General features: G+C 40.4%; 21 protein-coding genes. 10 read left to right on the top strand and 11 right to left on the bottom strand.

Annotated features, from left to right (window positions below; genetic code table 11):
- Positions 1 to 5: 5 nt before the first annotated feature.
- The 4 genes from D3P12_RS04120 (at position 6) to groL (ending at position 3444) form a co-directional block, all read left to right on the top strand.
- On the top strand, positions 6 to 914 hold the full coding sequence (locus D3P12_RS04120) for a hypothetical protein (protein WP_118193811.1): 909 nt from the start codon (positions 6 to 8) through the stop codon (positions 912 to 914).
- A 10-nt stretch (positions 915 to 924) separates the two neighbouring features.
- Positions 925 to 1278: a preprotein translocase subunit SecG gene (secG, locus tag D3P12_RS04115; protein ID WP_118193810.1), complete on the top strand. Its 354-nt coding sequence runs from the start codon at positions 925 to 927 to the stop codon at positions 1276 to 1278.
- Positions 1279 to 1458: 180 nt separating this feature from the next.
- Positions 1459 to 1734, top strand: coding sequence for a co-chaperone GroES (groES, locus tag D3P12_RS04110; RefSeq protein WP_118193809.1), 276 nt, complete (start codon positions 1459 to 1461; stop codon positions 1732 to 1734).
- Between the two features lie 72 nt (positions 1735 to 1806).
- On the top strand, positions 1807 to 3444 hold the full coding sequence (groL, locus tag D3P12_RS04105) for a chaperonin GroEL (protein WP_118193808.1): 1638 nt from the start codon (positions 1807 to 1809) through the stop codon (positions 3442 to 3444).
- Positions 3445 to 3525: 81 nt separating this feature from the next.
- Here the strand turns inward: groL and D3P12_RS04100 are convergent, their stop codons facing one another.
- Positions 3526 to 4887 carry a glycosyl hydrolase 2 galactose-binding domain-containing protein gene (locus tag D3P12_RS04100; RefSeq protein ID WP_118193807.1) on the bottom strand — a complete coding sequence of 454 codons (1362 nt, stop codon included), beginning with the start codon at positions 4885 to 4887 and terminating at the stop codon, positions 3526 to 3528.
- Between the two features lie 119 nt (positions 4888 to 5006).
- Here D3P12_RS04100 and D3P12_RS04095 point away from each other — a divergent pair, with 119 nt between their 5' ends.
- The gene (locus D3P12_RS04095) at positions 5007 to 6434 is read left to right on the top strand and encodes an L-serine ammonia-lyase (RefSeq protein WP_118193806.1); all 1428 of its coding nucleotides are present in this window, start codon (positions 5007 to 5009) and stop codon (positions 6432 to 6434) included.
- Between the two features lie 55 nt (positions 6435 to 6489).
- Positions 6490 to 8061, top strand: coding sequence for a S41 family peptidase (locus D3P12_RS04090; RefSeq protein WP_118193805.1), 1572 nt, complete (start codon positions 6490 to 6492; stop codon positions 8059 to 8061).
- Positions 8062 to 8113: 52 nt separating this feature from the next.
- On the opposite strand, the gene lipB is transcribed toward D3P12_RS04090, so the two are convergent.
- A complete protein-coding gene (lipB, locus tag D3P12_RS04085; RefSeq protein WP_118193804.1) occupies positions 8114 to 8818 on the bottom strand; it encodes a lipoyl(octanoyl) transferase LipB in 705 nt (234 codons plus the stop codon).
- Positions 8819 to 8842: 24 nt separating this feature from the next.
- Positions 8843 to 9481, bottom strand: coding sequence for a 4'-phosphopantetheinyl transferase family protein (locus tag D3P12_RS04080; RefSeq protein ID WP_118193803.1), 639 nt, complete (start codon positions 9479 to 9481; stop codon positions 8843 to 8845).
- A 140-nt stretch (positions 9482 to 9621) separates the two neighbouring features.
- Between D3P12_RS04080 and dcd the strand changes: the two genes are divergently transcribed.
- A complete protein-coding gene (dcd, locus tag D3P12_RS04075; RefSeq protein WP_118193802.1) occupies positions 9622 to 10158 on the top strand; it encodes a dCTP deaminase in 537 nt (178 codons plus the stop codon).
- A 2-nt stretch (positions 10159 to 10160) separates the two neighbouring features.
- Here the strand turns inward: dcd and prfB are convergent.
- The 6 genes from prfB to rplM all read right to left on the bottom strand — a co-directional run bounded on the left by prfB (position 10161) and on the right by rplM (position 17065).
- Positions 10161 to 11247 (bottom strand): peptide chain release factor 2 gene (gene prfB, locus D3P12_RS04070; protein WP_118193801.1). Its coding sequence is split into 2 segments (ribosomal slippage): positions 10161 to 11186 and positions 11188 to 11247, totalling 1086 coding nucleotides; the frame shifts between segments, so codons are not numbered across the junction.
- A gap of 79 nt (positions 11248 to 11326) precedes the next feature.
- Positions 11327 to 14209: a DEAD/DEAH box helicase gene (locus tag D3P12_RS04065; protein ID WP_118193800.1), complete on the bottom strand. Its 2883-nt coding sequence runs from the start codon at positions 14207 to 14209 to the stop codon at positions 11327 to 11329.
- A 185-nt stretch (positions 14210 to 14394) separates the two neighbouring features.
- Positions 14395 to 15234, bottom strand: coding sequence for a translation elongation factor Ts (gene tsf, locus D3P12_RS04060; protein WP_118193799.1), 840 nt, complete (start codon positions 15232 to 15234; stop codon positions 14395 to 14397).
- Between the two features lie 98 nt (positions 15235 to 15332).
- Positions 15333 to 16205, bottom strand: a complete 873-nt coding sequence (gene rpsB, locus D3P12_RS04055) for a 30S ribosomal protein S2 (protein ID WP_118193798.1) — start codon at positions 16203 to 16205, stop codon at positions 15333 to 15335.
- An 18-nt stretch (positions 16206 to 16223) separates the two neighbouring features.
- On the bottom strand, positions 16224 to 16610 hold the full coding sequence (gene rpsI / locus D3P12_RS04050; RefSeq protein WP_118193797.1) for a 30S ribosomal protein S9: 387 nt from the start codon (positions 16608 to 16610) through the stop codon (positions 16224 to 16226).
- Positions 16611 to 16621: 11 nt separating this feature from the next.
- Positions 16622 to 17065, bottom strand: a complete 444-nt coding sequence (rplM, locus tag D3P12_RS04045; RefSeq protein ID WP_118193796.1) for a 50S ribosomal protein L13 — start codon at positions 17063 to 17065, stop codon at positions 16622 to 16624.
- A 140-nt stretch (positions 17066 to 17205) separates the two neighbouring features.
- Here rplM and D3P12_RS04040 point away from each other — a divergent pair, with 140 nt between their 5' ends.
- Positions 17206 to 18543, top strand: coding sequence for a flippase (locus D3P12_RS04040; RefSeq protein WP_118193795.1), 1338 nt, complete (start codon positions 17206 to 17208; stop codon positions 18541 to 18543).
- 28 nt (positions 18544 to 18571) lie between these two features.
- On the opposite strand, the gene D3P12_RS04035 is transcribed toward D3P12_RS04040, so the two are convergent.
- Together D3P12_RS04035 and D3P12_RS04030 are read right to left on the bottom strand one after the other, a co-directional pair.
- Positions 18572 to 19216 carry a class I SAM-dependent methyltransferase gene (locus D3P12_RS04035; protein WP_118193794.1) on the bottom strand — a complete coding sequence of 215 codons (645 nt, stop codon included), beginning with the start codon at positions 19214 to 19216 and terminating at the stop codon, positions 18572 to 18574.
- Positions 19217 to 19218: 2 nt separating this feature from the next.
- A complete protein-coding gene (locus tag D3P12_RS04030) occupies positions 19219 to 19848 on the bottom strand; it encodes a class I SAM-dependent methyltransferase (protein ID WP_245977382.1) in 630 nt (209 codons plus the stop codon).
- A 136-nt stretch (positions 19849 to 19984) separates the two neighbouring features.
- Here D3P12_RS04030 and D3P12_RS04025 point away from each other — a divergent pair, with 136 nt between their 5' ends.
- Together D3P12_RS04025 and D3P12_RS04020 are read left to right on the top strand one after the other, a co-directional pair.
- On the top strand, positions 19985 to 20908 hold the full coding sequence (locus D3P12_RS04025) for a sugar transferase (protein WP_118193793.1): 924 nt from the start codon (positions 19985 to 19987) through the stop codon (positions 20906 to 20908).
- Positions 20901 to 21605, top strand: a complete 705-nt coding sequence (locus tag D3P12_RS04020; protein ID WP_118193792.1) for a DUF5672 family protein — start codon at positions 20901 to 20903, stop codon at positions 21603 to 21605. Before D3P12_RS04025 ends, D3P12_RS04020 begins: the two co-directional genes overlap by 8 nt.
- The last annotated feature ends 16 nt before the right edge of the window (positions 21606 to 21621 follow it).

The following is a 21621-nucleotide window of genomic DNA, read 5'->3' as shown; positions in this document are numbered from 1 at the left end:
ATAAAATGGGAGAAAATACAGCGATACAAAAACTTTTTCAATCGTCTTTGAGTAAGCCCGAATCGGCCGACTCCAAGGATGTCAAAAAACTTATTGACCAGTACCCCTATGTTAACGCTCTTTGGTTTTTATATGCTCGACTGGGGGTCGCTAATGGTGAGCATGACGCAAAAGAGCGATACCAAAAAGCGGTAATATTCAGTTCAGATACGGAAAAGTACCGTGAATTTGTCTATCAACCGGATTCAGGGATTTCTTCTCATGAAGATGAGAATCAGGCTCAAACTCAAACTCCAAAGACCATCGTAGCTCCGTCAGAGGTATTACTGCAATCCAAAAATGCTGTTGACCAACGCATGTCTATTAATAATGAGAGGGGAGCAGAACCGAATACTCCCAGTCGCTATTATGACGAATGGATGCCTTATTCCTATGTGTGGTGGTTAAACAAAACCCGAACTGAATATGCTGAATCTAACCAGCCATATGCATCAAGCGGTTCAAATGAAAAAGAGGTTGGGGAAACGGATGAAGCTGGCAACCCGCTCGACCAGCAGATACGTGAGCATATATTTAACTTGCAAAACCCGGAGACAAAACTTAGTGAGCAGTTTGGCGGAAAGGCAAAACCATTTCAGGTGCCTAGAAAAGAAGATCCGATTATTGAGCGATTTATCAAAGAAGAGCCCCAGATACGCCCTCCTTCAGCAGAAAAAATCAATTTGGAAAATAAAGCGAGGAAAAGTGCTGAGGATGAATCTGGCTTTGTATCGGAAACCTTGGCAAAAATTTATGCAGAACAGGGTCTTTATCATAAGGCTATCGACACTTATAAAAAATTAAGTTTGAAATATCCCGAAAAAAGTCTTTATTTTGCGGGGCAAATTGAGCTGCTTAATAAAAAATTAAATTAATAATCATACAATGTTTTACTTATTTATTACCCTGATTATCATCGCCTGCGCTTTGTTGGTGTTTTTTGTATTGATACAAAATCCAAAGGGAGGAGGTTTAGCTTCTCAATTCGCAGGGTCAAATAACCTGATGGGCGTTAAGCGCACGGGAGATATTTTAGAAAAAGGAACTTGGGTATTGGTCATTGCCATCATGGTAATTTCTCTATTAATAAACGTAACAATGCCTTTAGGTGGAGGTGCTGGAAGTGGTTCCGGTTTAGGAGACCAGATACAGCCGACGAGTGTACCAACTGCACCGGCGCCTGACCTGAACACAACAACACCAGCCTTACCGGAGAGTCCGGCGGATACTGCAAATTAAGAGATATTAGAAGAACATAAAAAGGGATGACAATCAAGTTATCCCTTTTTTATTGGCGAATGCTGACATTTTTACATAAGAGGTGTCACTTTATCCACAGAAATCACTTTGGCATAGTTACTGAATACTTCTTTTTAAACTTAATAAAAGTATTAACACTAAAAATTTAATAGAATAATTATGGCATTAAGCATTAAACCTATCGGAGACAGAGTGGTGGTAGAAGCCGCTCCTGCAGAAGAAAAAACAGCTTCAGGAATTTACATTCCGGACACGGCGAAAGAAAAGCCTCAACGTGGCACTGTTGTGGCCGTTGGTACGGGTAAAGTTGATGAGCCACTAACGGTTAAAGTTGGTGATGAAATTCTTTATGGTAAATATGCAGGTACTGAGATAACCTATGAGGGACAAGAGTATTTAATCATGCGTGAGTCAGATATTTACGCAGTACTGTAATCGTTCGTTTTTAGTTTTAATTCAAGACAGCCTTTCAATAGGCTTTATAAAATCATTATCAAATAAAATAAAATGGCAAAAGAAGTAAAATATGATGTTGACGCACGTGAAGCACTAAAAAAAGGTGTCGACACGCTTGCTAATGCAGTAAAAGTAACTTTAGGACCAAAAGGTCGTAACGTAATTATAGAAAAGAAATTCGGTTCCCCAGCGATCACAAAGGACGGTGTAACAGTTGCTAAAGAGATTGACTTGAAAGAGCCAATGGAAAACATGGGAGCTCAAATGGTTAAAGAAGTTGCTTCTAAAACAGCCGATCAAGCTGGTGATGGGACGACTACTGCTACTGTGTTAGCTCAGGCTATTGTAACCGCCGGAATTAAAAACGTAGCTGCCGGTGCGAACCCAATGGACTTAAAACGCGGGATTGATAAAGCTGTAGCTGCGGTTGTAAACGACTTACAGTCTCAATCTCAAACTGTTGGGGAAGATAACAACAAAATCAAACAAGTTGCTTCTATTTCAGCAAACAACGATGAAGTGATTGGTACGCTCATCGCAGAAGCAATGAATAAAGTTGGTAAAGACGGTGTGATCACGGTTGAAGAAGCTAAAGGAACGGAAACCGAAGTAAAGACTGTAGAAGGTATGCAGTTTGATAGGGGTTACCTTTCTCCTTACTTCGTTACCAACACCGATAAAATGGAAGTTGAATTAGAAAGCCCTTACATATTGATTTACGACAAGAAAATCAGCAACATGAAGGAGCTTCTTCCTATTTTGGAGAAACAAGTTCAAACAGGAAAACCACTCCTTATTATCGCTGAAGATTTAGATGGTGAAGCATTGGCAACCTTAGTTGTTAACAAAATCCGCGGTTCGTTGAAAGTTGCGGCAGTTAAAGCTCCAGGCTTTGGTGATCGTAGAAAAGCTATGTTGGAAGACATCGCGATCTTAACGGGCGGTACGGTTATCTCTGAAGAAAGAGGTTTCAAGTTAGAAAATGCTGAATTAGAATCACTAGGTCAAGCTGAAAAAGTAGTTATCGACAAAGATAACACAACCATGATTAATGGTTCTGGCTCAACTGACGAGATTAAAGCTCGCGTAAACCAGATTAAAGCTCAGATCGAAACAACTACCTCTGACTACGATCGTGAAAAACTTCAGGAACGTCTTGCTAAATTAGCTGGCGGTGTTGCGGTACTTTATGTTGGTGCAGCTACCGAAGTTGAAATGAAAGAGAAAAAAGACCGTGTTGATGATGCTTTGCATGCTACTCGTGCAGCAGTGGAAGAAGGTATTGTAGCTGGTGGAGGTGTAGCATTCATTCGTTCAATCGAAGCTTTAGCTGAATTGAAAGGTGAAAACGAAGATGAAAACACAGGTATTAATATCATCAAACGTGCTATTGAGGAACCGTTACGCCAAATCTGTAACAACGCTGGTGTAGAAGGATCAATCGTAGTACAGAAGGTGAAAGAAGGTGAATCAGATTACGGATACAATGCACGCAATGATGTATATGAGAATTTGATTGGTGCGGGTGTAATCGATCCGACTAAAGTTTCTCGTGTTGCGTTAGAAAACGCTGCATCAATTGCATCAATGCTATTGACTACTGAAGTTGTTTTGGCAGATGAGCCAGAAGACGATAAAGGTGGCGCAGGTGCTCCTCCAATGGGTGGTGGCATGGGCGGCATGATGTAATAATCAAACGTCGCAATAAAAAAGAGGGAGTGGCTTAATCAGTAACTCCCTCTTTTTTTGAAATATTATATCAGCTTCAATCTATTTGGCTAGGAAAAAATAAGTTGGATCGATCTCTTCCAGCGTTTTTTTCAGCAAGGCGTTGATGTGTTCTGAATGCGCTTTTGCATTTGAATTCTCTTCCGTACCTGAATGTGCTCTTTCTTTGTCGGGGTACTTCGGAACAACACCGCCCCAGGCTACAATGGACGGGTGATGTTGTAGAGCTTTTATGTTTTCTGCCGCTTCAGCTTTTATGTTTTCAAGAAAACTAGCTGTTTTAGGATAATTTGCCGGCGGAAACATAAAATCCTGCAAAATTAAGATCCCATGCGTATCAGCCAAATCATAAAAATAGGGACTTTCATAGATTCCCGGAGACGCTACGTGGAGCACAGTCTTTTCTAACCTCTCTAAGATGAAGAAAAACGAATCATATTCATCCGTACTTATACTGCTCGCATTCATCGCCATAGGCCAATATTCAGATAGATCGACATGCACCGACTTCCCGTTTACCATTAGCCTGAAATCTTGAACTGTGCTCGAAGGATCAACCTTCACATCACGAATTCCAATCCGCTTCATCATTACCTGCTCATTTTTGCCACTATTTACACGAACCCCAATTTTGTAAAGATTGGGCTTCCCTAACTTTTTAGGCCACCAAAGCTTTGGCTTTTTGATTACAAACGGAAGCTCTATTTGCTCGCTACCTGGGGCGACACGAACGGTTTCACGGGTAAATGTTCTCCCCGATACTTCATCATAAACCTCCACATTCACTTGTTGCTCCCCCTGTGTGCGGAAATCGAGTTCAGCGGTTAAACGTGCCTCTTTATCCGTTATTTCATCGATACTGTAGCTAAGATGATCTAGTCGGTATTCGTTCCAGGACTCAAGAATGACGGGTTTCCAGACGCCGAGAGGGAGAATGGGGTCTGCGTCTTTAAAATGATAATACGCTTTCCGAAGTGAGGGAGAATATTCAACATTTGCAAACCGAATCATCAATTCATTCTCGCCTTCCTTTATAAGAGATTTAATAGGTACGGACCATGAGCGAAACATATTGTTAGCTGCCAATATCGGTTTCTGATTTAGGAATACAGTTGCCCGCGTATCGAGTCCCTCGAATGACAATTCAACAAAGTCTCTTGACATAATCTGTTTATCGGCTATAAAAGTCGTTCGATAGAACCAGATGGAATCTGAACTATTTACCGATGACTTCCCATTATCTAAAAGGTCATCGATTAAAATGCCGGGTACCTGTGCAGGAAGCCAATATTTATCAGATTCTGCTTTGAAAGCCCAGTCACTCAGCAAATATTCTTGATAGACTTGTGCTCTACTGAACAAACAGGAAGTAAGCAAAACCAATAAACCAAGGATGTTTTTCATAACGAGTAAACTATTTTTTAAAAATAGTAATTATAATTTATGTCGATGAGCTAAGCTACGAATGTGAGTTTATATTGCTTATTTTTGTAATAAAATAACCTGATTATTAACGATAAAGAATGGAAAAGGAACAGATTTCGGTTTTTGACATCTTGAAGATCGGTGTTGGTCCGTCTAGCTCCCATACGCTGGGGCCATGGCGAGCGGCACAACGCTTCTTAAGAAGATTGGATGAAGAAAGCTTAACAGATGAAGTCGAGCAAGTCCAGATACACCTGTACGGGTCTTTGGCAAAAACTGGCAAGGGGCACGGAACTGATATTGCGGTTGCGTTAGGGATTAACGGTGATGATCCGGTGACGATTGAGGTCAATATGATTAACCCTACGATTGACTCAATTAAGATTGACAAGAAAATCTCTTTAGGTGGAAAAAAAGAAATAGCTTTTTCGTTCTCCGATGATATTGTCTTTCATTTTACTGAAAGTCTTCCGTTTCACCCGAACGCTCTAACTTTTCAGGCATTTCTGACAACAGGGAAAGCAATTTCAGAAACTTACTACTCGGTTGGTGGAGGTTTTGTTACCCAAGAAAATGAAGAAATAGGCCAAGACAACCAAGTTGACTTGCCTTTTCCGATTGATAATGCGAATGAATTGTTAGGATGGTGTATACGCACAGGTCTTAGTATTTCGGACATCGTTTTGGAAAACGAAACTGCATGGCGTGAGGAAAAAGATACAAGAGCACAAATGCTGCGCATTTTTGAAGTTATGAAAGACTGTGTGTATCGTGGATGTCATACGGAGGGTGTTTTGCCAGGCGGGCTATCAGTTGTAAGAAGAGCATCCAAACTTAATAAACGCCTTTTAAACGGTAAATTTTATCATGACTACCAGTCTTGGGTTGAAGCAATCCGCTCGGGAGGAAACGACTTTAAGCATATTCTTGATTGGGTAAGTTGTTTTGCTTTGGCGGTGAATGAGGAGAATGCCTCTTTCGGTCGTGTAGTTACCGCGCCAACCAATGGTGCTGCGGGAGTCATTCCGGCCGTTCTTTTATATTTCAGTGTTTTTCACCACGATATTGACGATGAAGAAGTTATTCACTTTTTAGCAACAGCTGCAGAAATAGGTAGTATTTTTAAGAAAGGTTCGACAATATCTGCTGCCATGGGTGGTTGTCAGGCGGAAATTGGAGTATCCTCTTCAATGGCCGCAGCAGCACTGACCGAATGTTTAGGGGGTACACAAGCGCAGGTACTAACCGCTGCTGAGATCGCGATGGAACATCATTTAGGGCTGACATGTGACCCTATTGGCGGTTTGGTTCAGATCCCTTGTATTGAAAGAAACACCATGGGAGCTATCAAGGCTATTACGGCATCACAGCTTGCTCTTCGAACTGATCCGGACAAAACAATCGTTAGTCTGAATAATGTTGTTAAAACCATGTGGCAAACGGCTCAGGATATGAACTCGAAATATAAAGAGACGTCAGACGGTGGTTTGGCTATCAATATCCCCTTGAGTTTACCTGAGTGTTAATCAATAAATTCTGAGTTTTTTTTTTACTACTTTTGGGTTACATAAATTTTACAGAATGAAAATAAGTTATCTTACACTTATAAAAAGATATATACCCATATTATTTATGGGTATCGCAATAAGCTTCGCTTCGTGTGAAAAGACAGCGCCAAGTCCAACTGACGATACAGAGGAAACAGAGGTTAATCCTGAGAACCAAAAGGTGAATGAATGGATTACCGAACAAATGCGTATTTACTATTACTGGAATGATGGAATACCAGCTGATAATCGACTAGACTTCGGTCTTGAACCTCCTGAGTTTTTTGAGACTATTCTTAACGCCGATGACCGATTTTCATGGATACAAAAAGCAGATGAGTTAAATGAAGGGATGCAAGGGGTGACGACGAGTACGGGCATGAACATTATATTATTTGGGTATGATGATGGCAAGAAGGTATTCGGTGTGGTTAAATATGTCATTCCTGGTTCGCCGGCCGACAAAGCCAAGCTGGAAAGAGGAGATATGTTTACGAAAGTGAATGGGTCGGAGATGACGGCTCAAAACTATGAAGAAAAACTTAAACCTTACTCTTCGGGCGAAGCATTTAACATTACGCTAGCGACTTTAAAAGGAAAAGTATTGACAACAACGGATGAAACCGTTTCTCTAACTGCAACCAAGGTCGACGAACCCTCAGTGCATTACCACTCAACAATCACATCTAAGAGCGGCAAGAAAGTTGGTTATATCTTCTATAATCGCTTTTTAAACAATAAGGTAGATGAACTGTTCGATGTTTTCGCTGAGTTTAAATCTGCTGGCGTAAGCGATCTAATTCTTGATCTTCGTTATAACCTGGGTGGAGGGATAGCCGTTTCAGGTGCATTGTCCGCTTTGATTATGGATAACTATAATAAAGAAGATGTATTTGTTAAATACAACTATAACGATCGCCTGAATCAACAATTTGACAGGGCAGGACAAAGTCGCGATGAGAGATTTTATGACCTCTATCCGGCATTGTCAAAAGACCTACCGGAAAACCCGAGTGACCAAGAGTTAACTGCGGCAGCTAACGCGATTGATGCTAGGATTAAAGCTGCTAATTTGAACCTCCCGCGAGTCTTTATATTGGCAACGGATAATTCTGCATCGGCGAGTGAGTTGGTTATTCACAACCTTGCACCTTATATGGAGGTCATCCATATTGGTGGCACTACAATAGGAAAAAATGAGGGTTCAATAACGATCGAGGATGATAGAAAACCACGGCAAATTGACTGGGCTATTCAGCCGATTATCGTCAAACTTGCTGATAAAGAAGGACATGGTGACTATGACAAAGGTTTAGCTCCTGATGAAGAAATTGATGAGTATGAATACCTGCCTTTATCACCATTAGGTTCTAAAGAAGACCCTCTGGTATTAACTGCGCTCTATATAATTGATCCTTCTGAAGCAACAACATCACAAGCTAAGCAGATGTCTGTTTCTCGCGCACAAACCAGACAAGCAGCCTTTGAACTGATTGAAGAATTTAAGAGAGAAAATAGTAAACCATTGCCAGTGTTGCTTGATAAATATCAGGTCAAGCCAACGGTCATTGATCAATTGAAAATGGAAAAAGAGTCTAGGAAATAATTCTAATAATGTTGAATCGCTATGAGTTCTATATTCTAGCGGTTCTATATTATTATGGCTCAATAAAATTCATTTGGAAAACCTGTCCAATATGACGTTTTAGACGGCTTTTTACTTCAGTAATATCCTGCTCTTCACCTAATTCGCGTGACAAGGAAGTAACAGCTTTATCTTCAATTCCACAAGGTACAATATTATTGAAGTAATCAAGTTCTGAATTGACATTGAATGCAAAACCATGCATGGTCACCCAGCGACTGCTACGAACCCCCATTGCACATATTTTTCTTGCTTTTTCGTTATCAGCCTCCAGCCAAACGCCGGTATAACCAGGATACCGATCTGCTTTTAGTCCGTAATCCGCCAAAGTCAGAATAATTGCTTCTTCTAGTGTACGTAAATAGCGATGGATATCGGTAAAGAAATTGTCCAAATCAAGTATCGGGTAACCTACAATCTGTCCTGGCCCATGATAGGTTATATCTCCTCCTCTATTTATTTTGTAATACCTAGCATGTTTAGCCTTCAAGCCTTCTTCATCCAATAATAGGTGTTCGGGCTTACCGCTTTTACCCAGCGTATATACATGCGGATGCTCTACAAAAATCAAATAATTTTTTGTAGGTATTTTTCTTTCATGAGTCCGGTTATCGATCTTTAGCGCAATGGTTTCCGCAAATAATTCCTCTTGTCGGTTCCATGACTCTTCGTAGTCAACCAATCCCCAGTCTTGAAAAATCACATCTTTGTTTTGCATTACATTCTCTATTAAATCCCAAAATTAAGGATTAGAAACATAAGCCAGAAAATACCCTTCCATTTTCTGGTATTCTACCGTCAACAATTGACTCGCATCTGATGTATTTAAGTATGCTTGCAAACTTCCCTTGTCTTGATATTCGAAGGGAACGACATCAATATTTTGTTTAAGGGAGATCCCCTTTCTCCCCTGCCATTTGAAAATAGATTCCTTTGCGCACCAACAGGCGTATAGTTGCTCTATCTCATTTTCTCCATGGATGAAACGAAGCTCTTTCTCCGTCATGAATTTCTGCTTAATACGTTTAATTTTGGGTTGTATAATTTCTATATCAACTCCAACCGGGTGCCGGGGATGAGAGATCGCGGCTGCATATTCGTTCGAATGACTCAGGGAAATGTAGCCATCAAAGCCTTTTACATAGGGCTTACCATGTTCGTCTTTCAGACATTCTGTAATGTCTTGAGCGAACAAACAATTGAGTGCTCTGCGCACAGCAAGCCAGCGTATTCTTCCATACGGCGATCGAATCTTGGATAATTCCTGTCTTTCAAGATCGCTCATTCTTAAACCCTCTATCAGCTTATCCTCGTCTTCATCAATATACCATAAGGCTAACGTGCTTCCGTCCTCTATCTTTTTGATAAAACGTATCGGCATCTAATTATAATTATTCGTCTTAGTTTATTTCACATCACAAATTACGAACTAATCTCCGAAATCGAGACTCAACATTACTTTAAACGTCTTTATTTTTAATATGTAGGCAATTAGACAACGATTATTTCTATTTTTACTGCATGATTTTATCTGATAAAAGAATTTTGGAAGAAATCGAAAATGGGCATATCGTTATCGAGCCCTTCGATCGGCGTTGTTTAGGAACTAACTCATATGATGTTCATTTGGGTAGATATCTTGCAACCTATAAGAGCCGCGTATTGGATGCAAAAGAACATAATGAGGTGGTTCACTTCGAGATACCTAAGGAAGGGCTGATTTTAGAACCGAATACCTTGTACTTGGGTGTAACAGTCGAATATACGGAGACCTATCGCCACGTTCCCTTTCTTGAAGGGAAGTCGAGCACGGGTCGCCTGGGAATCGACATTCATGCAACCGCTGGAAAAGGAGATGTTGGGTTTTGCAATACCTGGACACTTGAAATATCGGTGACACAGCCTGTCAGAGTGTATGCAGGTATGCCTATCGGACAATTAATTTATTTTGCTGTCGAAGGCGATGTTCAGACACTATATAATTCAAAAGGGAACGCAAAATACAATAGAAAAACGACAAGACCTGTTGAAAGCATGATGTGGAAAAATGACTTTTAGAATTAGTCACTCCCAAACTCCATTAAATAGGCCTTCAAAAAGTCATCAATCTCGCCATCCAGTACCGCCTGTGTATTGGATGTTTCATGATTAGTCCGTAAATCTTTAACTAACTTATATGGGTGCAGAACATAATTCCGAATTTGGGAACCCCATTCAATTTTTTTCTTGCTCCCTTCGATTGCTGCTGTCGCTTCCATTTTTTTTCTCATTTCTATTTCATATAACTGAGATTTAAGTAGGCGCATAGCATTTTCTTTATTCTGCAACTGCGAACGAGATTCTTGATTCTTAATAATGATTCCCGAAGGCTTATGGTGCAAGCGCACGGCAGTCTCCACTTTGTTCACATTCTGACCTCCGGCACCTCCTGAACGAAAAGTATCCCATTCGATTTCGGAGTCTTTAACATCAATCTCGATCGCATCATTAATTAGTGGGTAAACATATACCGAAGAAAAAGACGTATGTCGTTTTGCATTCGAATCAAACGGAGAGATACGGACTAAACGATGTACGCCTGTTTCTCCCTTTAAATACCCAAACGGAAAATTACCATCAAATTGAAGTGTTACTGTCTTTATTCCAGCAACGTCGCCAGCCTGATAGTCCTGTTCGCTAACTTTGTAACCATTATTGGCTCCCCACATCAGGTACATACGCATAAGCATTTCTGCCCAGTCGCAGCTTTCCGTTCCGCCAGCGCCGGCCGTAATCTGAAGGATTGCACTGAGTTGATCTTCCTCCGCACTAAGCATGTTTTTAAACTCCAACTCCTCAAGCGCCGTTATCGCCTTTGCATACGTGTCGTTTAATTCCTCTTCGCTCGCATCTCCCGATTGAAAAAACTCCTGCATGACTGCAACATCATCAACAAGTGTGCTGAGCTCATCATAGGCATCTGTCCAGACCTTCTTACTCTGAATTGTAGCCATAACCTGTTCAGCTGCTTTGGGATCGTCCCAAAAGGTAGGTGTAAGCGTTAAACTTTGATCTTTATGAAGTTCTTCTTTTTTCTGATCGATGTCAAAGATGCCTCCTCAGGGAAGCAGTTCGATCCCTCAAGTCTTGAATATTTTCTTTGGTCATTGCGCAAATATACAACTATTGATTACCTTCTGATTTAAACAATAAAAATAAACTAAAGTTTATTTCACTATGCGAATAATTAGCTTAACAACTCGGCAATATCAGCCTCCGTTAGTGATTTAACAAAGCTTTCTTCGACTTTTATGAGTGACGTTGCAAGCTGTTGTTTATTTCTTTGTAACGCTAAAATCTTTTCTTCTACGGTGTCCTTTGTGATAAACTTGTAGATGAAAACTTTCTTAGTTTGACCAATCCGATGGGTTCGATCTATGGCCTGCATCTCGACAGCGGGGTTCCACCAGGGGTCGAGAATGAAAACATAGTCGGCCTCGGTCAAATTTAGTCCGACCCCTCCTGCCTTTATAGAAATTAAAAAAACTTTTATCTCTTCACTCTCTCGATATTCGTCAATAACATTTTGTCTATTCTGGGTTGCGCCATCCAGATATGAAAATGCAATACCGTTGTCTTTAAAATAGTTTGCATATATCTTCATTTGTTTTACAAACTGTGAAAATATAAGCACCTTATGACCGCGAATCAAGACAGTTTCCAATGTCTGTATAACGCTCTCAAACTTACCCGATGTACCCTGATATTTATCATCAATCAGCTGAGGATGATTTGCCAATTGTCTCAATTGACTGAGACCTTTGATTACCTGAATACCTGACCTTTTAAATGTCCCTTCATCCAATTGCCTAAGCATCATGTTTCGATATTCTGCTTTGATCCGACTATAATAATCAGCCTGTGATTCAGACATTCCGCAGTAGAATATTTTTTCAGACTTTTCTGGCAACTCTTTGGCTACCTGATCTTTCGTTCTACGAAGAACAAAAGGCTTGATCAATGTTTGCAAGCGCATACTGGCTTTTTCATCCTTCTTCTTTTCGATTGGAGTGACATACTCTCTCATAAAAAAAGTATAACTTCCTAAAAGCCCCGGATTAACAAATGTCATTTGCGACCATAGATCAGCCACTGAATTCTCAATTGGTGTACCACTTAAAATTAATCGATAGTTACCTCTTAATCGCTGTATTGATTTGAAAGCCTTTGATGTTACGTTCTTGATGTACTGGCTCTCGTCTAGTATAATGTAATGAAATAAGAAATCCTCCAGAATATCGGTGTCTATTCTTGCTATTCCATAGGTACTGATGACGATGTCGTATTCTGTAAATACCGAAGAAGCTTTAGCTCTTGTTGTCCCTGTGTGGTTTAGTATTCGCAAATCAGGAGCAAATTTTTCAGCTTCTTTCAACCAGTTGTATATCAACGAAGTTGGCATTATAATTAAAGATGTGTGCTCCCTTCCTGTTGAAACAGACTCTTCCTTCTCTTTCTGTAAAAGCGCTAATGTCTGGACAGTCTTTCCTAAGCCCATGTCGTCTGCTAAACATCCACCGAAATGATGTCGTTTTAAAAACCAGAACCAATTATAACCGGCTTTTTGATAAGGACGAAGGGTTCCATGAAAAAGCTTAGGCTCATCGACATCCTCAAGAGATTCGAAATGAGTCAACTTCTCGATTTTCCTCTTCATACTCAATCCCGCGACTCCATCTTCATCAAGACCACTAATAATCCCAATATGTTGTTTCTGAAGCTTTAAACCTTCCTTGTCATCGGCAAAATAAAAGAGATCGTTGAATTTGTTAAACCATTGCTCGGGGATAATCGCAATTTCACCTGAAGGCAACACGAATTCTTGTTCATTGTTCAAAATATACTTTTTGAGCTTAACAAATGGAATTAAAAATTCTCCGAACTGAATAGTTGCTTTAATATCAAACCAATCGATCCCTTCTTCAACTTCAAGGTTCACTTTCATCTGTCCGAATACATATTTCTTATCGGATTTTTTCTGTGAGATCTCGAAGCCGTGATCAACTAGCACATCTATTTGCCGATTTAACCAATCTAGCAGGTTCCCGCTATTGTTAATCTCTTCTCTTAGCTCCAGTCGATTCGACGTTGAGCGTTTAAGTCCTAATTTTTCCAGAAAATCTAATTGAGCACGCTCCCACATCATCGATCTTTTTATCCGATAAAATGTATAACGGTCATATTGAGTGTCATAAGAAACTCTCACGCTCACCGGTTTAGTACCTATTTCTGAAAAAATATAGCTGTCATATTTAAATTTAAGCTTAATATCGTATTGCCGATCAGAAAGTGAGCGGAATTCAATTAAGGGCACTGCTTGATACTTATGTGTTTTTATCTCGAAGCCCTCTGCATAAACATGATATCGTTCGATCAAAGGAGCTATAAACTTTTTAAAATAACTCTGCTCTGTCGATTTAGGGATAGAAATATACCGCCTATTTAAAAAAGGTGCTAGTTTGCGTCCTTCAACTTCTTGATCGAAGAAATAAAGGGTATTCTCCAAGAGTAAGCATGCAGGGTCATTCGTTATAATTTCAGCTCCTTTATACATGAACTCAATACGATACCCATCATACTTCAAAGTCGGGAAATACCTGAGTTCATGTTCCGAACGTCTAAAATGAAACAAGACTGAAGCCTTTTGGCTCGCGAAACTAAGATTAGCTTCGACCGGCCACCCCTCTTTACTCATTAAGTAAAAGGGCTTTCCTGTTAGCAAATCAAATATCTTCTGTAATGTCTCCTCGATCTTTGGTCGAATAATAGCAAAAAGTTCCTCATTGAAAATCCGACTAAAATATTCGGAAGGCCTTATATTCTTTTTGTAGAATCGCTTAATAATATTGCCCTGTTCGATATCCTCACATAGCTTAATGAGTTTCCAATCTATCTCATCAATGTACTTACTATAATCACTGGCAGTATTAGTAAACAGACGGTTATAGGTTAAAGACATCCCTCCATCTTGGTTTATCTGTACAACGTGCGGTTCGATCAAATATCCCAAGAATTCATGCCTACATAACGAGTAGACCAATTTAAAGGGTTTGCTACTATCTACTCTCATGCCGTCCTTTCGCTTTTATCGTCATACCTTCTTTACTGCTTCAAATAATTATTTTTCTACCTCAGAATGAAAAATGGCATTAAATATAACAAATCCTTTTGGATCTGGCTTCAATATTGACTACAAAGCAAAAAAAATCCCGCCTCTAACGAGACGGGATCCATATTCTCAGTAAAAACTGTTAGTTATGCACCTAACTGTACACGTTTAAATGCTGTAACAGTTAAATCTTTTGATACACTCCCTAAGAATTGAGTAACGCTTTTAGAAGGATCTTTAACAAACTCTTGGTTCAACAACGTGTTTTCCTTGAAAAACTTATTCAACTTTCCTTGCGCTATTTTGTCCAACATCGCTTCTGGCTTTCCTTCAGCACGAATCTGCTCCTTAGCAATTTCTAGTTCGCGTTGAATAACCTCTTCATCGACCCCGTCTTTATCAATTGCGGATGGGTTCATCGCCGCAATTTGCATTGCTACATCTCTCCCTGCTTCTTCTGCCCCCTCAGCTTCTTGACTCAATCCCACTAAAACTCCAATACGGTAGTTTCCATGAATATAAGGAACAACTTTTTCAGCTTCTATTACCTCATAGTTTGAAACGTCGATACGCTCACCAATTTTTCCAGTTTGCTCAACAATCAACTCACTTATTGGACGTCCGCCGATACTCAATGCTTTTAAAGCATCAAGGCTAGCTGGGTTTTCCTGAATTGCAACGTCAGCGATATTTTCTGCAAATGCGATAAAATCTTCATTTTTTGCAACAAAGTCAGTTTCGCAGTTCACTTCAACCACAACTCCTCTTTTTCCATCAGTGGTAGTTTTAGCAATGACTACTCCTTCGTTCGACTCACGGTCTTGACGATTAGCAGCTACTTTTGCTCCTTTCTTACGAAGGTAGTCAACAGCTTGTTCGAAATCTCCATTTGATTCAACCAAAGCCTTTTTGCAATCCATCATACCTGCTCCAGTTTGTTGGCGCAGCTTATTTACGTCCGATGCAGAAATTTGTACTGTAGACATTTCTTTTACTTTTATTTATATTATAAAATAATTATGGGTCGTCGATTACGTGCTTATTTAAAACGCATACACTTAATCAACAACCCACAATATAAAAATTAATCTTTTTTATCTTCTACCGATGATTCAACAGTTTCAGATTTATCTTGACTTGCAGATTTACGCGGACGTTTAGCCGAAGTCTCTTTTTTATCTTTATCGTCTTTATCAGACTCTTCTTTTGCGTTATCGATTTGTGCTTTTGCTGCTGCTGCTTCCTTTTCAGCCTCTTCCTCCTTATCGCGTTTACGCTCTTCCAATCCTTCCTGAATAGCCTTTCCGATAATAGCAGCTATTAAAGAAATAGACTTTGATGCATCGTCATTCGCAGGAATTGGAAAGTCAATATTTGAAGGATCAGAGTTTGTATCCACTAAGCCAAATGTAGGGATATTCAACTTCATCGCTTCGCTTACTGCAATATGCTCTTTTTTAACATCAACGATGAATAACGCTGCCGGCAAACGATTCAAATCAGCAATACCTCCAAGAAGAGATTCAAGCTTAATTCGCTCGCGCTGAATCATTAACTTTTCCTTTTTAGACAAAACATCGTAAGTTCCGTCTTTCGTCATTTTGTCGATGTTCGACATCTTCTTAATAGACTTACGCACCGTAGCAAAGTTGGTAAGCATACCACCTAACCAACGTTCTGTAACGTAAGGCATATTTGCAGCTTTTGCCTGCTCTGCTATAATATCTTTTGCTTGTTTTTTTGTAGCAACAAATAAAACTTTACGGCCAGATTTTACGATCTGCTTAATAGCAGAAGCAGCTTCTTCTAGTTTTACTAAAGTTTTATTTAAATCGATGATGTGGATGCCGTTACGCTCCATGAAAATGTACTTAGCCATTTTCGGATCCCATTTACGGGTAAGGTGTCCAAAATGTACACCTGCATCCAGTAATTCCTGATATGTTGTTCTTGCCATTGTTTGGTCCTCCTTAAATTAACGTTTACTAAATTGAAATTTCTTACGAGCTTTTGCACGTCCTGGTTTCTTGCGCTCAACCATACGGTCGTCACGGGTCACCAAGCCTTTCGCACGTAAAGATGCTTTAATTTCTGGGTCTAATTCGATCAATGCTTTCGCAATCGCTAATCGAACTGCTTCCGCCTGACCTTTAATTCCACCACCTGCAACGTTAACTTTAACATCATGATTCCCAGCTACACCAGCAACTTCAATACTCTGAGTTACGATGTACTGCAATGGCAATGTTGGAAAATACTCTTTATAATCTTTACCGTTCACGGTAATTGTTCCGCTGCCCGCGCTCAAATAGATACGCGCTACAGCTGTTTTTCTTCTTCCTGAAGTGTTTGTAACTGACATTTCTTTCCTCCTTAGAATTTAACTGTTTTAGGATTTTGAGCCGCATGCGGATGCTCATTACCAGCATACACATAAAGGTTCTTAAATAAAGCGCGACCTAATCTGTTTTTAGGCAACATCCCACGAATTGCTTTTTCTACAACGCGTGTCGGGTGTTTCGCCAACAATTCCTTAGGAGAAATAAAACGCTGACCACCTGGATATCCAGTATAAGACGTATAAACTTTGTCCTCCAGTTTATCACCGGTCAATTTAACTTTGTCTGCATTAATAACAATCACGTTATCTCCGCAGTCTACGTTTGGGGTGAACGTCGGCTTGTGTTTTCCTCTGATAATCTTTGCAATTTCAGAAGACAAGCGCCCCAAAATCTCACCTTCGGCATCAACGACAATCCATTCTTTGTTAATGGTCTGCTTGTTGGCTGAGACAGTTTTGTAACTTAACGTATTCACTTACTTTTCTTTTAAATATGAATAATATATAATGCTCCTTAAAATTAAGGACTGCAAAGGTAGCGAATACTTTCGTAAACCAAAAACACTTTAAAATATATTTTACGAATACATTTACTATTTTTTATTAGGTTTGTTTCATGAAGCTACCCACGCTACCAGGCTTTGACCCTCAGGCTTTTGAGAAATATTTTAAAAACACAAGCTGGTTAATGTTAGCCCGTATCGGTAGCTTACTCATTAAAATGTTTACGGGCATAGCGGTAGCCAACTATCTGGGGAGCGAGCAAAATGGTATGTTGAATTTCCCCATGGCTATCATTACCTTCTTTATGGCAGCTTCCGCACTCGGTTTAGATAGTTACGTGACACGCGAGTTATTACACCGGCCGCAGGCAAAAAACACGTTGTTAGGAACAGCATTCGGCATGCGCCTGCTGGCCGGGCTCCTGATGTTGCCTCTAATCTATCTCTCCTATTTTCTCGTAGTTAATTTTTCAAGCCCCAACCTCGGAATCCCTTTTGAGTTCATCCTCATCGTTTCTTTCGTTTGCGTCATCCAGTCCATTAACATTATCGACAGTTACTTCCAATCGCAAGTGCAGGGGAAAAAGATCATGATCGTGCAGATTGCCGGAAATCTAATATCAGCTCTATTGAAGATTGGATTAATCATCAAACAGGCACCCTTAATCTACTTCGTATGTGCACTTCTGGCTGATGCGGCATTTCTGGCCGCCGGCTACATTCTTATGTATTCAAGAAGCTCTGAATCTATTTTCCGATGGAAGTTCAACCGCGTTATTGCGGTCGATCTATTCAAAAAAGCATGGCCCTTAGCTTTCTCAGCAATCTTGGTGTCCCTTTATATGAAAATCGACCAAGTAATGATCAGCAGCTATCTAGGGAATGATGCTTTAGGTATTTATTCGACCGTCGTTAGCCTGAGTGAAAGCTGGTATTTTATCCCTGTAGCTGCCGTAAGTGCCCTCTTTCCGGCGATCATGAACGCTAGAAAAAACGACCCCAAACGGTATATGCTTCGTTTACAAAATCTATACGATCTCATGTCTTTGATCAGTATAGGTATCGCGATAGTCGTAACATTCGCAGCGCCGTGGATTTATCAATTGCTCTACAGTGCAGAGTATGTTCAGGGAGGTGGCGCTGAAGTTCTTGCAATCCACATCTGGGCGGGTGTTTTCGTATTCTTGGGTAGTGCCAGCGGGCAATATCTAATAGCTGAAGGCTACACCAAACTATCACTAAGCCGGACCGCCGCAGGAGCCTTTGTCAATGTTATCCTTAATATTTGGTGGATTCCTCTTTACGGTATCAAGGGAGCCGCCTGGGCATCATTAATCGCCTATGGCATTTCCACATTCTATATTATCTTAATCCCAAAAACTCGGCAACAAGGTCTTATGATGATTAAGTCAATCTTTCAAATTTCGTTTTTCAAAAAAATATTCAGCTAAAAATACGGCAAGAAAGCGGAAACTGGAATCAGATATCCAAACAGTTAGATGATCTATAAAAAACACTCGTGCATTTGGAAATAATAGCCCCCGGAGCCATTCCCGTAAAAGGCAAGTGTTTAAAACCATGACGCTCAAAGAAGTAAAAGGCCTGTTCGTATTTTGCTCTTTCCGAATCGTCCAGCACAATGACCCCGTCCTCTGTCAATGCATCAAGTGCGTGTTTACAGCAATTCACCCGGTCACGTCCGTCAACGATAATAATATGAAAGCGTTTGCCCGTCCGGGTAGCAGAATGACTGTAATCTCCGCCCGGCTGCAAATCACATTGAATCATATCCACATTCGGCAAGTTTAGTTTTGAGCTCTTTTCAAACCAATCCCGATCATGCTCTACCGAAACCACTGTTTGAGCCCGTTCCGCGTAAAAACGAGTTGAGTTACCCGAACCAAACTCGAATACATTGTGCTCCTTGCTAATACGCTCACCAATAAAATCGATAAACGAATAAGTCACCCACGGAATTGCTTTCCCATTTTCATCGATCGCCGATTTCGTCCGATAAGCATCGAACCAACCCCGATCTGCTAAATAGCCTTTCACGCCGAGTGATAGGAGTACTTTCAGTTTCCCAGGGTTCAATAAGCTAAAAGGTGAAAGTTTATTTTCCAAGTTTATTCGCTTTTTATACCGTCAACAATCAATGAAGAATACCCCAAAGGCTCATGAAAGCGCTTATCATAGCGCATCGACCTCATTACATGCCCGTCTTCGCTCTTCCAATCGTTGTAATGGAATTCGCCTGCCTCATCATAATATTCTAATAAACGCACCGTAAAACCAGCTTCTTCCAACACACGGCTCAGACTTTCATAGGTATAAAGCAATTTATGATCGTCAGACCCCCAGCCATAACCACCGGGCTTTACCATATTAATATAGTCTGGGTTGGGATGAAAGCCATCGGGTACTGCAATCCGGATTGCCCCCCCAGGCTTCATAAAGCGGTTACAGTTCTTAAGTCCCACAATCGCATCATCATAATGAATATGTTCAAAAACATGCTCTGCCAAAAAGCGGTCTACACGCTTTTCTCCTAATAAGCTTTCAAATGAACTTACTTTTAATATATCGAGACTTTCAATATTAGTAGCTAACCAGTTTTCATACTTTGTCTTTGCGGAGCCAATAATGATCTGTAGTGTGCCATCATTCTTCGCTATCTGCGACTTTAAACGTAAAAATTGAATAATGTTTACCGGGATCATCACAATCGAACGAATCGCCTTCCGCAAAGATTTCATAGGTGTATCTTGTTTACAAAGAATATGTAAAATCAAATGTAGAAAAAATAAGCTAATCCCGTAAAAAAATAAAATACTGACTTATATCTATTAAATTCGCATATCCATAGATAGAGAAAATCAAATACAAATATCAATGAATCACTTAGCTCCCATTGCTTTATTCGTATACAATCGGCCCCAACATACACGGAGAACACTGGCTTTTCTTAAAAAGAACCTCCTTGCTGACGAATCTAGATTATTTATTTTCTCCGATGCCGCGGCAAATGAAAAGGATGAAGACAACGTCAACGAAACACGCGAGCTTATCCAGAATTTAGATGGTTTCAAGTCCATCAGAATAACAGAACGCAAAGTTAACCTAGGTTTGGCGGCTAACATTATTGATGGGGTAAGTGAGCTTGTCAAGTCTTATGGAAAGGTCATCGTCCTTGAAGATGACTTATTAACCTCACCAAACACATTGAAATATTTTAACAGAGCGCTCCGAAAATATCAGGATGAAGAACGCGTAATGCAAATCGGCGGATACATGTTCCCCTTAAAACAGCCCAAAGCACTACCAGAGACTTTTTTTTTCCGGGCGACAACTAGCTGGGGCTGGGCAACATGGGAACGGGCATGGAATCACTTTGAACCCGATATCGAAGTACTCTACCGGCAGTTCGATAAAAAAAAGATCAATTCTTTCACAATTGATGGCACCATGAATTACTGGAAACAATTTATGGACTACCGGAATGGGAAAAACGATTCCTGGTCGATCCGTTGGTACGCATCCTTATTTCTGAACAATGGATTAGTCCTGCACCCGCACGAGTCTTTGGTCGAGAATATCGGGCACGACGGGACTGGTGTCCATTCCATTATCGAGGATACTTATCAGGTAAGTATATCGAAAAAAATCATTCAAGATTTCCCGGATACAATTGAAGAGAACCCAGAGGCACTAAATGCGATCAAACATTTCTTCAAACACCGTAAAGGTAATCTTTGGAAACGCACAAAGAAATTCGTCGTGAATAAGTGGTATCAATATTTCGCTCAACATGATTAAAGCAGCCGTTGCCATTCCTGTTTATAAACGGGACCTTTCCGCTTCTGAGATTGCGTCGTTCAAACGGTGTCTGCACATTTTAGGAAACCACCCACTCATCTTAGTTGCACCGGCAAATCTAGATCTGTCGGCCTATCATAAACATGCGGGTAAAGAGCTCAACACTGTCACCTTTAAGGAGCGTTTCTTCAAATCTGTCAAAGGTTATTCAGAATTACTGCTTCACCGTAGCTTCTATACCCAATTTATTGCTTATGATTACATTCTCATTTACCAACTGGACGCATGGGTATTTCGGGATGAGCTTCTCAAGTGGTGTAAACGAGACTTCGACTATATTGGCGCTCCTTGGTTAGATGCGCCACCGGTCAAAAAAAGAAAAGCACTTATCAACCTAGGTCATCTGCTGAAAAACAAAGTTGGCAACGGAGGGGTATCCCTGCGAAAGGTACGCACTCATCTCCGCTGGGCGTGGTGGGTCAGTTTTATTTTTAAACTCTTTCCAAAAAATGAAGATATGATATGGTCTCTTTTTGTTCCATTTAAAAAGCCGGGAACAGTGGAGGCATTACACTTTGCATTCGAACTGGAACCTCGGAAATCGTACCAAATAACGGGTAAAACCTTGCCGTTCACCTGCCATGCCTGGGAAAAATATGACCCTCTTTTCTGGCAAAGTTTCATTCGAAGCCAGTAATTTAGCACCTCAAACC

This window comes from Pedobacter indicus (genome assembly GCF_003449035.1).
GTDB lineage: Bacteria > Bacteroidota > Bacteroidia > Sphingobacteriales > Sphingobacteriaceae > Albibacterium > Albibacterium indicum.
The sequence above is the reverse complement of the archived record's forward strand: the minus strand, read 5'-3'. Positions and strand labels throughout refer to the sequence as shown.

Coding starts and splice junctions, on each gene's coding strand:
- D3P12_RS04120 (WP_118193811.1), top strand. CDS start 6: ATGGGAGAAAATACAGCGATACAAAAACTTTTTCAATCGTCTTTGAGT.
- secG (WP_118193810.1), top strand. CDS start 925: ATGTTTTACTTATTTATTACCCTGATTATCATCGCCTGCGCTTTGTTG.
- groES (WP_118193809.1), top strand. CDS start 1,459: ATGGCATTAAGCATTAAACCTATCGGAGACAGAGTGGTGGTAGAAGCC.
- groL (WP_118193808.1), top strand. CDS start 1,807: ATGGCAAAAGAAGTAAAATATGATGTTGACGCACGTGAAGCACTAAAA.
- D3P12_RS04100 (WP_118193807.1), bottom strand. CDS start 4,887: ATGAAAAACATCCTTGGTTTATTGGTTTTGCTTACTTCCTGTTTGTTC.
- D3P12_RS04095 (WP_118193806.1), top strand. CDS start 5,007: ATGGAAAAGGAACAGATTTCGGTTTTTGACATCTTGAAGATCGGTGTT.
- D3P12_RS04090 (WP_118193805.1), top strand. CDS start 6,490: ATGAAAATAAGTTATCTTACACTTATAAAAAGATATATACCCATATTA.
- lipB (WP_118193804.1), bottom strand. CDS start 8,818: ATGCAAAACAAAGATGTGATTTTTCAAGACTGGGGATTGGTTGACTAC.
- D3P12_RS04080 (WP_118193803.1), bottom strand. CDS start 9,481: ATGCCGATACGTTTTATCAAAAAGATAGAGGACGGAAGCACGTTAGCC.
- dcd (WP_118193802.1), top strand. CDS start 9,622: ATGATTTTATCTGATAAAAGAATTTTGGAAGAAATCGAAAATGGGCAT.
- D3P12_RS04065 (WP_118193800.1), bottom strand. CDS start 14,209: ATGAGAGTAGATAGTAGCAAACCCTTTAAATTGGTCTACTCGTTATGT.
- tsf (WP_118193799.1), bottom strand. CDS start 15,234: ATGTCTACAGTACAAATTTCTGCATCGGACGTAAATAAGCTGCGCCAA.
- rpsB (WP_118193798.1), bottom strand. CDS start 16,205: ATGGCAAGAACAACATATCAGGAATTACTGGATGCAGGTGTACATTTT.
- rpsI (WP_118193797.1), bottom strand. CDS start 16,610: ATGTCAGTTACAAACACTTCAGGAAGAAGAAAAACAGCTGTAGCGCGT.
- D3P12_RS04040 (WP_118193795.1), top strand. CDS start 17,206: ATGAAGCTACCCACGCTACCAGGCTTTGACCCTCAGGCTTTTGAGAAA.
- D3P12_RS04030 (WP_245977382.1), bottom strand. CDS start 19,848: ATGAAATCTTTGCGGAAGGCGATTCGTTCGATTGTGATGATCCCGGTA.
- D3P12_RS04025 (WP_118193793.1), top strand. CDS start 19,985: ATGAATCACTTAGCTCCCATTGCTTTATTCGTATACAATCGGCCCCAA.
- D3P12_RS04020 (WP_118193792.1), top strand. CDS start 20,901: ATGATTAAAGCAGCCGTTGCCATTCCTGTTTATAAACGGGACCTTTCC.